Here is a 13139-nt window from a genome sequence, read left to right on the forward strand (position 1 = left end):
CATTCCTTCAAGGCAATGAAAAAACAGTGATTGATTCTTACATTATAACCTTTCTTTTTTCAATAATCCACCGGATATAAGGGCCGCCATGAATAATTTGCCCTGCGGCAAAGACTCGATTACACTGGACATGAGCGAGGTGGACCGAATGCTGTTACAAGCGAAAAACATAGAAAAAACATTTGGGGGAAACATCATTTTTCAAAATGTGGACCTGAAAATCAATGAAGGTGAACATATCGGACTCATCGGCCCGAACGGCGCCGGCAAATCCACGCTTTTAAGAATTTTGATCCGGGAACTGCTTCCCGATGAAGGCGAAATCCATCTTTCCAAAAAAGCCAGAGTCGGCTATTTGGCGCAAAACAGCGGACTTCAGTCTGAAAAAACGGTCTGGGATGAACTTTTGCTCCCGTTTCAAGAACTGATCGGGATGGAAAAGCAGCTCCGCCTGTTGGAAACGGAAATGGGCAAAGAAGAAGTATACACCCGGCCGGACATCTATGAAAAGACGTTGGAAAAATATTCCTCATTGCAATCCGCATTCGAAGAAAAAGGCGGATATGCTTATGAAGCCAAAATCCGGAGAGCTTTAACCGGATTGGGAATGGGCGGCATTGACTGGAAAGCGACACCGGTCCAATCCTTGAGCGGAGGGCAAAAAACCCGGGTGGCGCTGGCCAAATTGCTTTTGGAAGAACCGGATTTACTCATCCTGGATGAGCCGACCAACTATCTGGACATGGACGCGATGTCCTGGTTGGAGCAAATGCTCGCCAATTACCCGGGGGCTTTGCTTTTGGTTTCCCACGACCGGTATTTTCTCGACCGTCTGGTCACCATCATCTATGAACTGGAACACCATCAGATCACCCGGTATGTGGGGAATTATTCTTCCTATGTGAAACAGAAAGAAGCGAGATGGGAACAACAACAAAAACTATATGAAAAGCAACAAGCCGAAATCAAAAGGATGGAAGAATTCATCGAGCGAAACATCGCCCGGGCTTCCACCACCAAGCGGGCACAAAGCCGCCGCAAAGCGCTGGAAAAAATGGAACGCATCGAACCGCCATCCCCGCGCCCGCGCAAAGCGGCCATCCGGTTTGAACCGGCCGTCCGAAGCGGCAAAGAGATTTTGGAAGTCAAAAATTTAACCATCGGATACGAAAAGCCGCTCATCCAAAACCTCGACTTCCGCATCGAACGGGGAGAACACATTGCACTGATCGGTCCGAACGGGCTGGGAAAATCAACATTGTTAAAAACCATCGCCGGCAAGCTTCCTCCGCTCAGCGGGACGTGGAAGTGGGGAACGCAAGTGGAAATGGACTATTATGACCAGGAACAACAAGAGTTGAATCCGGATCTTTCAGTGATTGACGAATTGTGGAATGATCACCCACGCCTGGATCAGACCACCATCCGTTCAGCACTCGGGCAGTTTCTGTTTTACGGGGACCATGTTTTTAAAAAGGTGAGCAGTTTGAGCGGCGGGGAAAAAGCGCGCCTTTCCTTATGTAAACGCATGTTAAACCAGGCAAATTTTTTGCTGATGGATGAACCGACCAACCATTTGGATATGCCCAGCAAAGAACGGTTGGAGCAAGCCTTGGAAGAATTTCCGGGAACCCTGCTGTTCATTTCGCACGACCGGTATTTCATCCGGCGCCTGGCCACCCGCATCTGGGAATTGACCCCCGACGGCATACGGGATTATCAGGGGAATTATGATTGGTACTTGGAGAAAAAGGCATTGGAGCAATTTGAAGACAAAACCGCCCCTCCCGCGCAGGGCACTTCATCCGCCCCTTCGCGGACTGAAGCAGATGCCTACCGGAAGCGGGAAAAAGAAAAGCAACGCAAACAAAAACAACGCCGGCAGAAGTTGGAACGGCTGGAACAAGAAATCGAACAACTGGAATCAAAAATTGAAGAGATTCACGCCAAGTTGTGCGATCCAGAAATTTATAACGATCCGTCCGCCAGTGCGCCTTTGCAACAGGAACTGGCAAAGCTGGAAGAAAAATTGGAGGAAACCACCAATGAATGGGCGGACTTGGCGGATGAATCTTAGTCAAACAACGGTTGCGGCTGCCATCTGAAAAAGATGGCAGCCTCATTTTTAGTTATGGGCGCTTAATTGTTTTAAAAAGCGGACTTGTTCCACCAACGCTTCCCTCGCTTCCCCAAGGGACACGGGGCAAAAACGGATCCGGTCGCCCGGCATCAACTGGGCGATCTTCGTGAAATCCGCACGAATCACCGTCGCAATTTGTGTGTAACCGCCGGTCGTCTGGCGATCGGCCAACAGAATAAAGGGCTGTCCGTCCGCCGGAACTTGAATGGATCCAAACGTGACCCCGGCGGATATGATATCCGCTCCGTTTTTGTGTTCCACCGGCTCACCCAAACATTGAAGGCCCATGCGGTTCATCCGGTGAGAACATTGGAATGTGGCGGAAGTAAACCGTTCTTTTCCTTTTTGGGTGAAGGCATCATCATGCGGACCGAAAACCACCCGGACTTTTTCCGGTTCTTTCTTTTTTTTCTTTCGGAACCACACCGGCGAAAGCCTTCGCCCCTTTAAAACCGAAGGATCCATCCTCTTTTCCCCCACTTTCAGCTTGTCCCCTTTTTTAAGAGCCCGTCCGCCGGTTCCGCCGATTCCGGCGATGAGATCCGTGGACGCACTCTTTAACACTTCGGGCACATCAATTCCTCCGGACACGGTGAGATAACAGCGGGCACCATCCGGTTTTCCTTTCAGGGAGAGCAGACTTCCTTCCGGCCACAAAAAGACGGTTCCAAGCGGCATGTCCTTCCCGTCCAGCTTGGCCGAAAAATCCGCCCCGGTCAGGGTGGCCGCCAATGTTTCATGCGCACGGAAAACCGCTCCGATCAGGTTCATCTCAATGCCGGGGGCATCGGGATGATTTCCGACCAACAAATTTCCGGTGTTTAACGAAAAACGGTCCACGGCCCCACCGACCGTCACGCCCCATGCCTGGTAACCCGTTCTTCCCCCGTCTTGCACCGTGGTCAAGAGTCCCGGATCCACCACTTCAATCATCCAAACGTTCCCCTGCCGGACGAAGCACAATCCCCTCGTCCTCCAATTGTTTGCGCAAACGGGATACGAAAAAAACCGCCCCCGGATGGTCGCCGTGCACACAGATTGTATCCGCTCTTAACGGAACAGCGGTTCCTTCGACCGTGGTCACCATTCCGTCTTTCACCATGGAAATCACTTGCCGGGCGGCTGAACGGATGTCATGGATCACGGCTTTCGGATGGCGGCGGGGGGTTAACGATCCGTCCGGCTGGTAAGTGCGGTCGGCAAATCCTTCTTCGGCCACTGTCAATCCGGCCCGTCGTCCGGCTTTGACCAGTTCGCTTCCGGACAGTGCAAACAAGATCAACTGCTTGTCCAAATCGCGGACGGCTTCGGCAATCGCCCGGGCCAGTTCGGGTTGGACGGTGGCAAGATTGTACAACGCTCCGTGGGGTTTCACATGTCTCACCCGAACCCCTTCCACATCGGCAAATGCTTTTAATGCCCCCACCTGATAAATCACCATATGGTACACCTCGTCTGCCGACATCTTCAACTCACGCCGCCCGAATCCCATCAAATCGGGAAATCCCGGATGCGCCCCCAGGGACACGCCGTATTGTTTGGCCAGTTTGACGCTGTGATACATGGTTTCCGGATCTCCGGCGTGATAACCGCAGGCCACGTTGCAGGAAGTAATCCACTTCATGATTTCTTCATCGTTTCCCAGACGGTAATGCCCGAAACTTTCCCCCAGATCACAATTTAAGTCAACGGATGCTTGACGATTCACTTCCCTTCCCTCCTTTGACATAACGAATTTCAACGGGAATTTCCCCATGATTGCATTTCTCTTTGATGGCGTGGTACACTGGCTCGTCAATGGGGACAAATTGCACCAGGTCCCCGGCGCGCAATAACGATGGAGGAGATTGATCCGGGAGAAACAAAGGCAGCGGCGTCCTGCCGATGATCCTCCAACCGCCCGGCACCTCCAGTGGATAAACGCCGGTTTGTTCGCCGGCAATCCCGACGGAACCGGCCGGAATTTTCGGGCGGGGCGAATCCCGCCTCGGCATCGCGATCCGGGAAGACATCCCTCCCAAATAAGCGAACCCCGGAACAAATCCGATCATATAGACAAGGTAAGTTCCGCCGGCATGAATCCGGATCACCTCTTTGGCATCCATCCGACAGAAGCGGGCCAGTTCCTCCAAATCGGGGCCAAATTCCCCTCCATAACAAACCGGGATTCCGATCATCCGCACCCGATCTTGCCCGTCGCCCGCGGATTCGGCGGAAAAATCCGCCAACTTTGATTGAAGTTCAAAAGAGGATAATAAAAATGGATCAAAATGAATGGTCACCCCTGTATACGAAGGAACCCATTCCACCACCCCGTTGATCTTTTGTTGCTCAAGCCATTTGCAAAAAGCCAGCACCTTCCGGTGAACGGCCGGATCAATCCGATCCCCCAGTTCAACAATCAGGGCTTGTTCTCCCAAGCATCGAAACCGGATCATGTTCCCCCTCCCTGACCAGTCTTCATCTGACTTCGTAATTTATTTTAATTTTAACATAATTTTACCTAAAATCTGATTATTCTTATCCTTATCTTTAAAATAAAAAAACCAATGTCGTCGGACATTGGTCAGTCTTCTTTTTGTCTATATTTAGTTTTCCCAAATCAGCGGGAGGTTGGCATCGGCATTTAAGGTTAAACCGGCCGTTTTCCCGTCCATCAGCTGATAGGTTCCCGCCGCAGCAATCATGGCCGCATTATCCGTACAAAGTTCCAACGGAGGCATTTGAAACCGGATGCCTTCTTGTCCGGCCCGCTCCTGCAAACGTTTCCGCAAGCCTTTGTTGGCCGAAACCCCGCCGGCGAGCAACAAATGTTTCGCTCCGGTTTGATGAACCGCCCGCATCGCCTTTTCAATCAACACCTCGAGCACCGCTTCCTGGAAGCTGGCCGCCAAATTGGCTTCATTGATTTCTTCCCCTCGTTGCTTGGCGTTGTTCACCAAATTCATGACAGCCGATTTCAACCCGCTAAAGCTGAAATCCAAAGAATCCGGTTCCAGCCAGGCCCGCGGCAGATCATATTCAGGCGTTCCCATTGCCGCCAGACGGTCGATGTGCGGCCCTCCCGGATAAGGGAGATTCATCAACCGCGCCACTTTGTCAAACGCTTCCCCGGCGGCGTCATCCCTTGTTTTTCCCAAAAGCTGAAACCGATTGTGTTCTTCCATGTAGATCAATTCCGTATGTCCGCCGGAGACCACCAGCGCGACCAACGGGAAGGAGAGCGGTTGCACCAGGTGATTGGCATAAATGTGCCCTGCAATATGGTGCACCGGGATCAACGGTTTTCCGGTGGCAAACGATAACGCTTTGGCTGCAGCCACCCCGATCAACAGCGCCCCGACCAACCCCGGGCCCTGGGTCACGGCAATCCCGTCCACTTCCTCCATGCTGACCTTGGCATCATGCAAAGCTTTTTCAATAATCAACGTGATCCGTTCCACATGGCGTCTGGAAGCCACTTCCGGCACCACGCCGCCAAATTTGCGGTGGATGTCCATCTGTGATGAAATCACATTGGATAACACAGTGGTTCCGTTTTCCACGACGGCGGCGGATGTTTCATCACAACTTGTCTCAATTCCCAGAATGATGGTCCTTCTGTTCTCGTTCATTTAATGTCACCCACATAATCATCGCATCTTCTTTATTGTCAGTATAATAGCCTTTTCGAATTCCCGAGCGGACAAATCCCAGTTTCTCATACATTTTTTTGGCCACTTCATTGGATACCCGCACTTCCAAGGTCATTTTTTCCGCACCCAATTTTTTCGCCAAATCCATCACATAACTCAACGTCGCTTCACCAATCCCTCTGCCCCGGTAATCCGGGTGAATGGCGATGTTGGTAATGTGCGCCTCATCCAAAATCAGCCAGAACCCGCAGTAGCCGATCACTTTCTCATCGTACGTGGCAACGGTGTAGTAAGCAAACTGGTTAAACATCAACTCATTATAAAACGCCTTGCGCGGCCAAGGGGTGGGAAATGAGCTTTTCTCCACCAATTCAATCTGCGGCAAATCCATGATTTCCATCGGACGAAAAGCCACCGGACCCAGCGATTGTTTAGCCATTCTCCCCTTCCTTCCGTTGTTTTTTTAACCAATTGGCCTCGGCTTCGGTCATCTGCAAATACTCCGGGGAGAAATCCGGTGGTTCCGGTTGTTCTTGCCGGCTCCATTTTTGATAAGCCAACCAGGCCAACGATGCCGGGCGGGGAATGTTCTCCTGCGGGGTGCCGAAACATGCCTGTTTGCCGAGCGTGGACCGGATTTCTTCTTCAAAGCGAACCACGTCATCCCCCAAAAACAAAACCGGTTCGCCGGATTCTTTCAATTGTTGTAACCAAGCATTCAAGGTAATCACTTGCTGGGGCAATTTTTCACGGATTTCATGGTTGTCCATCCGAAATGCCCCGGTATAAACCCTGCGCCGACGCGCATCAAACATGGGAACCACCCATCCGTCAAAACGGGCACCGTTTAACGCCAACACCGCCAAGCTGGACGCACTGTAAAGCGGAATTTGTCTTGCCCAGGACATGGCCTTGGCGGTGGTCACTCCGATGCGAATGCCGGTGTAAGAACCCGGTCCCCGTGTCACCGCCAAATGGGTGAGATCATCCACGGCGAGATCCAGGTCGTTTAACAGCTGCTCAATGGTGGGCATTAAGCGGACCGAATGGTTCTTGTGTAAATTGGTCACCGTCTCTCCCAAAATTTTTTGGTTTTCCAGATCCATCACGGCCACACCCATCACCAGCGTGGAGGTATCCATGGCGATTAATTTCATCGGGCTGCCAACTCCTTCATCAATGAATTCCAACGCGAATCTTTGGATCGAATCCGGATGCTCCTCCGGTCCGGCTTTACCGTCAAAAACATCCACAACGTGGAATCCGGCAGGAGCGGCTTTACATGGGATGCCCATTCCACCAGACAAACCCCGTCCCCGTAAAAATACTCTTCCAATCCCAACTCTTCTTCCGGGGAATCAATGCGGTACACATCCATGTGATAAAGGGGAAGCGTTCCTTCATATTCTTTGATAATGGTAAAGGTCGGGCTGTCCACCGGTCCCGAAATCCCCAGCGCTTTGGCAATCCCTTGGGCAAGTGTCGTTTTGCCGGCTCCCAAATCCCCCTCCAGCGCAATGACATCCCCGGGTTTCAAATACCGTGCAATGGTTCGGGCCAATGCCTTCGTCTCTTCTTCGCTGAACGTGTCAACCGTGCATTCTTTTTCCACAAATATCACCTGTTTGCAAAATGATTGTAACCGGATTTCTCCACTTTCAACCTTTGTTTATCCACTATTTTTTCAACACCGGGTTCCCCGGATTCCACCTGTCCGATGGCAGCGATTTTCCAATTTCTTCTCTTTGCCTCCCATTCAAAAGCCTCCCAGTGCTGGAACGGAACGGTTCCCAACAATTGAAAATCCTCTCCTCCGCTCCATACCCACTGATACGGATCTTGCCCGGAACTTTCCGCATAAGAGAGCAAAGCCGGGGACAAAGGGATTTTGTCTTCTTCAATCACAATCTTGACGCCGCTGGCTTCGGCAATTTCCCAAGCTTCCCGCGCCAGCCCGTCACTGATGTCATTCAGGGACACGCGGCTGTAAAAAGGAGAATCCGAGAGCCAAGGTCCGATTTGCAGCGGGGGATCAGGGCGACGGTGCGCCTCAATCAACAGCTTCTCCCCGTCAGAAGCTGCCCGGTTCTTCAACAACAAATCCAATCCTGCCGCAGAATCCCCCAAAGTGCCCGTGACAAACAAAATATCCCCCGGTTTTGCCGCCGAACGCCGGAGCGCACGCCCTTTCTCCACTTCCCCCGTCAAGGTCAACGTGAGGGTCAAAGGTCCGTCGGTACGGGTCGTGTCCCCGCCGATCAGGGCCACTTTGATTTCTTCTGCATACGCATACAATCCCTCGTAAATTTGGAGCAATTCGTCTTCCTGCCATCCATCCGGAACCGATGCACTGATCAGGGCATAAACCGGCACCCCGCCCATCGCATTGATGTCACTTGCATTGACGGCAAGCAGTTTGCGCCCGATTTCCTTAAATGAAAGGGTATCCCTGCGAAAATGAACGGTTTCCACCATCGTATCACAAGTCAAGACCATGGAATTTCCGGAAAGAGGTTGGACAACCGCCGCATCATCCCCGATATCCACTTCGATGTGCCTGTCGGGAGTCGGACGCCGGCTCAACCAAGACCGAATGAGCGCAAATTCGTCTTGCACCTTGAATCTCTCCTTTGACGGTAAAAAAATAAGGATCGCAGCAGTCACCGCGATCCGTGTTTCTCATCTCTATTTTGGAGCGGGTGAAGGGAATCGAACCCTCGCATTCGGCTTGGAAGGCCGATGTTCTACCACTGAACTACACCCGCAAATATAAAAATGGTCGGGGTGACAGGATTTGAACCTGCGACCTCCTCGTCCCGAACGAGGCGCTCTGCCAAGCTGAGCCACACCCCGATATAAGAATTCTTTGCTTGGTGCGGTCGGCGAGACTCGAACTCGCACGGCCAAAGGGCCACTACCCCCTCAAGATAGCGTGTCTGCCAATTCCACCACGACCGCCCGGTTGACGTTTGGTGCGGGTGGAGGGAGTTGAACCCCCACGCCCGAAGGCGCTAGAACCTAAATCTAGTGCGTCTGCCAATTCCGCCACACCCGCATGACTGCTATTACGCACTGTCAGCTCTCATATCGACAAAAAACAGAATAACATGCTTTCGGGATAAAGTCAATAGAAAATTTATTTTTTATCGCATGTCCATTCATCATGAAAGCCTCCTCAGTGAAAACCCCACCAAGGAGGCCAAACACTGTGGTGAGCCATGAAGGACTCGAACCTTCGACACCCTGATTAAAAGTCAGGTGCTCTACCAACTGAGCTAATGGCTCAAATTTGAAATGGCTGGGGAAGCAGGATTCGAACCTGCGCATCACGGAGTCAAAGTCCGTTGCCTTACCGCTTGGCTATTCCCCATCAATGGGGCGACCGGTGGGAATCGAACCCACGAATGCCGGAGCCACAATCCGGTGCGTTAACCACTTCGCCACGGCCGCCACGCATAAAATTGGCGGAGCTGACGGGATTCGAACCCGCGATCTCCTGCGTGACAGGCAGGCATGTTAGGCCTCTACACCACAGCTCCGCATCATCATATGGAAATGGTGGACGCTGACGGGATCGAACCGCCGACCCTCTGCTTGTAAGGCAGATGCTCTCCCAGCTGAGCTAAGCGTCCGTTTTGGTGACCCGTAGGGGATTCGAACCCCTGCATGCCAGCGTGAAAGGCTGGTGTGTTAAACCGCTTCACCAACGGGCCACGTGAATGGCGGAGAGAGAGGGATTCGAACCCTCGCGGGGCCAGTAAGACCCCCTAACGGTTTAGCAAACCGTCCTCTTCAGCCACTTGAGTATCTCTCCGCGTGGCTCCTCAGGCAGGACTCGAACCTGCAACCTACCGGTTAACAGCCGGGCGCTCTACCATTGAGCTACTGAGGATCATCAACAAGAGACGGATTGTATTATATCAAATCCCCAGCCAAATGGCAAGAGATTTTTTTATTTTTCTTTCGTCCTCATCAGTGACAATTAATAAATTACCACGCTCCACATCTTTCGTCAAGAGTTTTTTTAAAAAAATAATTTTTATTTTACAGCCCTCCCGCTTTCGCAAGAGGGCCTTTGTTGCCATCAGTCATCACTGCTTAAGATCGACAAAAGGTTTTTAAAGATGATGATAAAATCAAGGTACAACATCAGCGCGCCGAAAATGGCCAATTTGGTTGCCGTTTTTTCATCATATGCCCTTTCGCTCATTCTTTTGATGTTTTGAATGTCATAAGCCGTGACAATACAAAAGACCAAAACCAAGAGATAAGAAATCACCAGTTCCACAACGGAGCTTTTCAGGAAGAACAAATTGACCAGTGACGCCAAAACGAGGCCGATCGCCGCCATAATGGCAATAGAACCGATTTTGGTCAAATTGATTTTGGTCACATAACCGATGAACGCAAACAAACCAAACATCCCGGCCGCAATGAGAAATGCCGTCCCGACCAGGGCCAAACCAAACTGCGCCAGGATCAATGTGAAGGTAACCCCGTTTAAAGCGGCATAGAGAAAGAAAGCGAAGGTGGCCATAAACGGAGTCAGCTTGTGAAGAAGCGCAGACAATCCGAACACCACAATTAATTCGGCAATCAAAATCCCCCAGAAAACTCCGGGAGTGGAAGCCAAAAAGAACGGCACATCCGGATTGCTGTACAAAGCCATCGCGATAATCGCGGTCATGGACAAACCGGCAAACATCCAGGAAAACACACGTTGCATCAACCGTTGTTGAATTTGTACCGCAGTGGTTTCATTCATACCGGGAAAACGGGTTTGTTCCACGGAAATCCCCCTCATCTTGATCTTTATCAAAAAATTAGTATATTTCCAATCCCCCATAAAATCAAGCCGGCTCCCCCGGCAAAGAAAGCAAGGATCCCGTTCTTTCCCGTCAGGATTTACCGGATCACCCCGATTTCCCGCAATTGCTCCCGGGTCTTTTCGGTTCCCAATTGGTAAATCATTTGGTAGATCCTGTTGATTTCTCTGTCTTCTTCCGCATTTTCCGCCGCTTCATTATCCAAAAACGGAACATGGGCTTTGGCGAAAAACTGCAACTCCGTTTCCTGGGCCTCGGCAAATAACTTTTCCAACTGCTCAACCTCTTGCGGGGTGGCTTCAATCTCATATTGGAAAACAGGGCTGTTTTCATCTTTTTGTGCCTGTATTTCGCCCGTGTGCGTTCCGAACTCAAGCGATACATAGTATTTTCTTTTTTCCTGCTCCACCTGATCACCTCCTCTCTTTTTCACTGTTTCCTTTTCTCTAAACATTGATGCACCCAAACTCTCCATTCTCAGTTTCATCCTTCTGTGAGAAAATAAGGATATGCGAAAATCAAAGGAGGAACATCAGGAAAGTGGACCAGCAACGATACTCCAGACAAATTCTTTTTGCCCCGATCGGTGAAGAAGGACAAAAAAAATTGTCCCAAGCCCGTGTGGCCGTCGTGGGAATGGGGGCGCTCGGCACCGCCCTTTCCAACCACATGGCCCGGGCCGGCGTCAAATTCTTGCGCCTGATCGACAGGGATTTTGTCGAAGCGAGCAATTTACAACGGCAAATGCTTTATGACGAAACCGATGCCCGGCAACATTTGCCGAAGGTGATCGCTGCCAAAAACAAATTGCAAGCCATCCGTTCCGATCTCGAACTGGAAGCGCACATCGCCGATCTGACCTGGCGCAATGCGGAAGAATTGTTGTCCGATGTGGACCTGATTTTGGACGGAACGGATAACTTTCAAGTGCGTTATCTCATCAATGACTTGAGCATCAAACATCAAATCCCCTGGATCTACGGAGGCGTCGTCGGTTCCCGGGGAATGTCCTTTACGATCCGGCCGGGAAAAACGCCTTGCTTGCGTTGCATCTTTCCGGAAACGCCTGCTCCGGGAGCCGCGGAAACTTGTGACACCGCTGGCGTCATCGGTCCGGCCGTGCAAGTGATTACCGCTTTTCAAGGGGCGGAAGCGATCAAACTGTTGACCGGAAATGAAGAGGCTTGTGAAACGCACCTGCGCCATATCGACTTGTGGTCCAACCATTTTCAATCCTTGGATGTCAGCCATCAAAAAGACGAAGACTGCCCGGCATGCGGCCGCAAACAATGGGATTTCCTTCATCCGGCCCGCAAAGGCCCGCAAGAAGTATCCATGTGCGGAAGACAGTCGGTGCAAATCACGCTTTCCCAACCTCTGGATCTGGACATTCTGGAAAGCCGGCTGCAAAAAGTGGGAAAGACCAACAGAAATCCCTTTTTGTTAAAAGCAGATCTGTCTGAAGACGGGCACGAATTGGCCATCTTTCCGGACGGGCGCATCTTGGTGCAAGGAACCACGGACATTCAGACGGCCAAAGCGGTGGTCGCCCGTTATGTGGGCATTTAAAAAAGGAGCGGATGGATGCCGCTCCTTATTTTTTATCCACTATCTCGACATTCCCCAGCTTTTCCATCACCCGGATCAATGATTGGGTCCCGTCCTCATTTCCTCCATAGGCTTGGACCGAACGGAGAAGTTGTTGAACCACGGCCGTCCCCGGAAGGGGCAATGCCATTTTTTCCGCTTCCTCCAAAACAATCCGCAAATCTTTTTGCTGGAACCGGACCGTGAATCCGGGCGAGAGATCCCCTTTGATCAACCGGGGACCGTAATTGGACAAAGCCCAGGATCCAGCGGCCCCCCGGGTCGTCACCTCCAACATTTTTTCCAAATCCACCCCGGACTTTTTGGCAAACGCAAACGCTTCAACCATGGCCAGCAAGTTCAATCCGCACAAAATCTGGTTGCAGGCTTTGACGGTTTGCCCGGCACCCACGGGCCCGCAATGGGTGATGGAAGACCCCATCGCTTGAAAAACCGGCATCACCCGCTTTACATCTTCTTTTTCTCCGCCAACCATGATCGATAACGTCCCGTTTTTCGCCCCGGTGTCCCCGCCGCTGACGGGGGCATCCATCATGATGATGCCTTTCTTTTTGGCCCGTTCGGCAAAGTCCCGGGTGGCATCGGGAGAGATGGTGCTCATATCGATCCAATAAGTCCCCGGCCGGGCCCCGTGAATCAATCCGTTTTCCCCTTCCGCCACTTGCCGCACGTCATCGGTGTCCCCGACCATGGTGATCACCAAATGGCAGGTTTTGGCCAGCTCTTTGGGAGAAGAAGCGGTTTTTGCCCCCCATTTTTCAGCTTCTTTCACTTTGGACTCCGTCCGGTTCCACACCGTAACGTCAAACCCTGCGCGGTAAAGGTTATAAGCCATTGACCGTCCCATGATCCCCAAACCGATAAAACCGATTTTCCACGATTGATCCATCATCCTCTTCCTTTCTTCGAACCAATATTCACACTTTTTAT

14 protein-coding genes and 12 tRNA genes are annotated in these 13139 nt (G+C 51.4%); 2 read left to right on the plus strand and 24 right to left on the minus strand.

Going from position 1 to position 13139, the window contains the following annotated elements; genetic code table 11:
- The first annotated feature begins 88 nt into the window (after positions 1-88).
- Positions 89-2077: an ABC-F family ATP-binding cassette domain-containing protein gene (locus FA954_RS13170; RefSeq protein WP_231564652.1), complete on the plus strand. Its 1989-nt coding sequence runs from the start codon at positions 89-91 to the stop codon at positions 2075-2077.
- A 48-nt stretch (positions 2078-2125) separates the two neighbouring features.
- On the opposite strand, the gene FA954_RS13175 is transcribed toward FA954_RS13170, so the two are convergent.
- The 23 genes from FA954_RS13175 to FA954_RS13280 all read right to left on the minus strand — a co-directional run bounded on the left by FA954_RS13175 (position 2126) and on the right by FA954_RS13280 (position 11010).
- A complete protein-coding gene (locus FA954_RS13175) occupies positions 2126-3073 on the minus strand; it encodes a 5-oxoprolinase subunit C family protein (RefSeq protein ID WP_138615192.1) in 948 nt (315 codons plus the stop codon).
- Positions 3066-3869 (minus strand): LamB/YcsF family protein, encoded by an 804-nt coding sequence (locus tag FA954_RS13180; protein ID WP_052186916.1) that lies wholly within the window; start codon positions 3867-3869, stop codon positions 3066-3068. Before FA954_RS13180 ends, FA954_RS13175 begins: the two co-directional genes overlap by 8 nt.
- Positions 3826-4578 carry a 5-oxoprolinase subunit PxpB gene (pxpB, locus tag FA954_RS13185; protein ID WP_069201568.1) on the minus strand — a complete coding sequence of 251 codons (753 nt, stop codon included), beginning with the start codon at positions 4576-4578 and terminating at the stop codon, positions 3826-3828. Before pxpB ends, FA954_RS13180 begins: the two co-directional genes overlap by 44 nt.
- Before the next feature lie 150 nt (positions 4579-4728).
- A complete protein-coding gene (gene tsaD, locus FA954_RS13190; RefSeq protein ID WP_138615193.1) occupies positions 4729-5754 on the minus strand; it encodes a tRNA (adenosine(37)-N6)-threonylcarbamoyltransferase complex transferase subunit TsaD in 1026 nt (341 codons plus the stop codon).
- Positions 5717-6214, minus strand: a complete 498-nt coding sequence (rimI, locus tag FA954_RS13195) for a ribosomal protein S18-alanine N-acetyltransferase (RefSeq protein WP_037998146.1) — start codon at positions 6212-6214, stop codon at positions 5717-5719. Before rimI ends, tsaD begins: the two co-directional genes overlap by 38 nt.
- A complete protein-coding gene (tsaB, locus tag FA954_RS13200; protein ID WP_131470881.1) occupies positions 6207-6932 on the minus strand; it encodes a tRNA (adenosine(37)-N6)-threonylcarbamoyltransferase complex dimerization subunit type 1 TsaB in 726 nt (241 codons plus the stop codon). Before tsaB ends, rimI begins: the two co-directional genes overlap by 8 nt.
- Positions 6929-7387 (minus strand): tRNA (adenosine(37)-N6)-threonylcarbamoyltransferase complex ATPase subunit type 1 TsaE, encoded by a 459-nt coding sequence (gene tsaE, locus FA954_RS13205; RefSeq protein WP_037998151.1) that lies wholly within the window; start codon positions 7385-7387, stop codon positions 6929-6931. The genes tsaB and tsaE overlap by 4 nt, the downstream gene beginning before the upstream one ends.
- A gap of 5 nt (positions 7388-7392) precedes the next feature.
- The gene (thiL, locus tag FA954_RS13210; RefSeq protein WP_037998141.1) at positions 7393-8391 is read right to left on the minus strand and encodes a thiamine-phosphate kinase; all 999 of its coding nucleotides are present in this window, start codon (positions 8389-8391) and stop codon (positions 7393-7395) included.
- A 75-nt stretch (positions 8392-8466) separates the two neighbouring features.
- A tRNA-Gly gene (locus FA954_RS13215) sits at positions 8467-8540 on the minus strand.
- Between the two features lie 11 nt (positions 8541-8551).
- Positions 8552-8628, minus strand: a tRNA-Pro gene (locus tag FA954_RS13220).
- Between the two features lie 18 nt (positions 8629-8646).
- Positions 8647-8733: transfer RNA gene (locus tag FA954_RS13225), tRNA-Leu, on the minus strand.
- 12 nt (positions 8734-8745) lie between these two features.
- Positions 8746-8830 (minus strand) — tRNA-Leu (locus FA954_RS13230).
- Positions 8831-8984: 154 nt separating this feature from the next.
- A tRNA-Lys gene (locus FA954_RS13235) sits at positions 8985-9060 on the minus strand.
- A gap of 10 nt (positions 9061-9070) precedes the next feature.
- Positions 9071-9145, minus strand: a tRNA-Gln gene (locus FA954_RS13240).
- Positions 9146-9149: 4 nt separating this feature from the next.
- A tRNA-His gene (locus FA954_RS13245) sits at positions 9150-9225 on the minus strand.
- Positions 9226-9237: 12 nt separating this feature from the next.
- Positions 9238-9314: transfer RNA gene (locus FA954_RS13250), tRNA-Asp, on the minus strand.
- 17 nt (positions 9315-9331) lie between these two features.
- A tRNA-Val gene (locus FA954_RS13255) sits at positions 9332-9407 on the minus strand.
- Positions 9408-9411: 4 nt separating this feature from the next.
- Positions 9412-9488: transfer RNA gene (locus FA954_RS13260), tRNA-Glu, on the minus strand.
- Between the two features lie 7 nt (positions 9489-9495).
- Positions 9496-9589, minus strand: a tRNA-Ser gene (locus FA954_RS13265).
- 3 nt (positions 9590-9592) lie between these two features.
- A tRNA-Asn gene (locus FA954_RS13270) sits at positions 9593-9667 on the minus strand.
- 28 nt (positions 9668-9695) lie between these two features.
- The gene (locus FA954_RS13770; protein WP_156097777.1) at positions 9696-9860 is read right to left on the minus strand and encodes a hypothetical protein; all 165 of its coding nucleotides are present in this window, start codon (positions 9858-9860) and stop codon (positions 9696-9698) included.
- Positions 9860-10564, minus strand: coding sequence for a Bax inhibitor-1/YccA family protein (locus tag FA954_RS13275; RefSeq protein WP_231564650.1), 705 nt, complete (start codon positions 10562-10564; stop codon positions 9860-9862). The genes FA954_RS13770 and FA954_RS13275 overlap by 1 nt, the downstream gene beginning before the upstream one ends.
- Before the next feature lie 116 nt (positions 10565-10680).
- Positions 10681-11010 carry a hypothetical protein gene (locus tag FA954_RS13280; protein ID WP_037998138.1) on the minus strand — a complete coding sequence of 110 codons (330 nt, stop codon included), beginning with the start codon at positions 11008-11010 and terminating at the stop codon, positions 10681-10683.
- A gap of 131 nt (positions 11011-11141) precedes the next feature.
- On the opposite strand from FA954_RS13280, the gene FA954_RS13285 reads away from it, so the two are divergent.
- Positions 11142-12170: a ThiF family adenylyltransferase gene (locus FA954_RS13285; RefSeq protein ID WP_244932707.1), complete on the plus strand. Its 1029-nt coding sequence runs from the start codon at positions 11142-11144 to the stop codon at positions 12168-12170.
- Positions 12171-12195: 25 nt separating this feature from the next.
- Here the strand turns inward: FA954_RS13285 and FA954_RS13290 are convergent, their stop codons facing one another.
- Positions 12196-13098 (minus strand): NAD(P)-dependent oxidoreductase, encoded by a 903-nt coding sequence (locus tag FA954_RS13290; RefSeq protein WP_037998135.1) that lies wholly within the window; start codon positions 13096-13098, stop codon positions 12196-12198.
- Positions 13099-13139 lie beyond the last annotated feature (41 nt).

The sequence above is a fragment of the Thermoactinomyces vulgaris genome, from assembly GCF_005886755.1.
Classification (GTDB): Bacteria; Bacillota; Bacilli; order Thermoactinomycetales; family Thermoactinomycetaceae; genus Thermoactinomyces; species Thermoactinomyces vulgaris.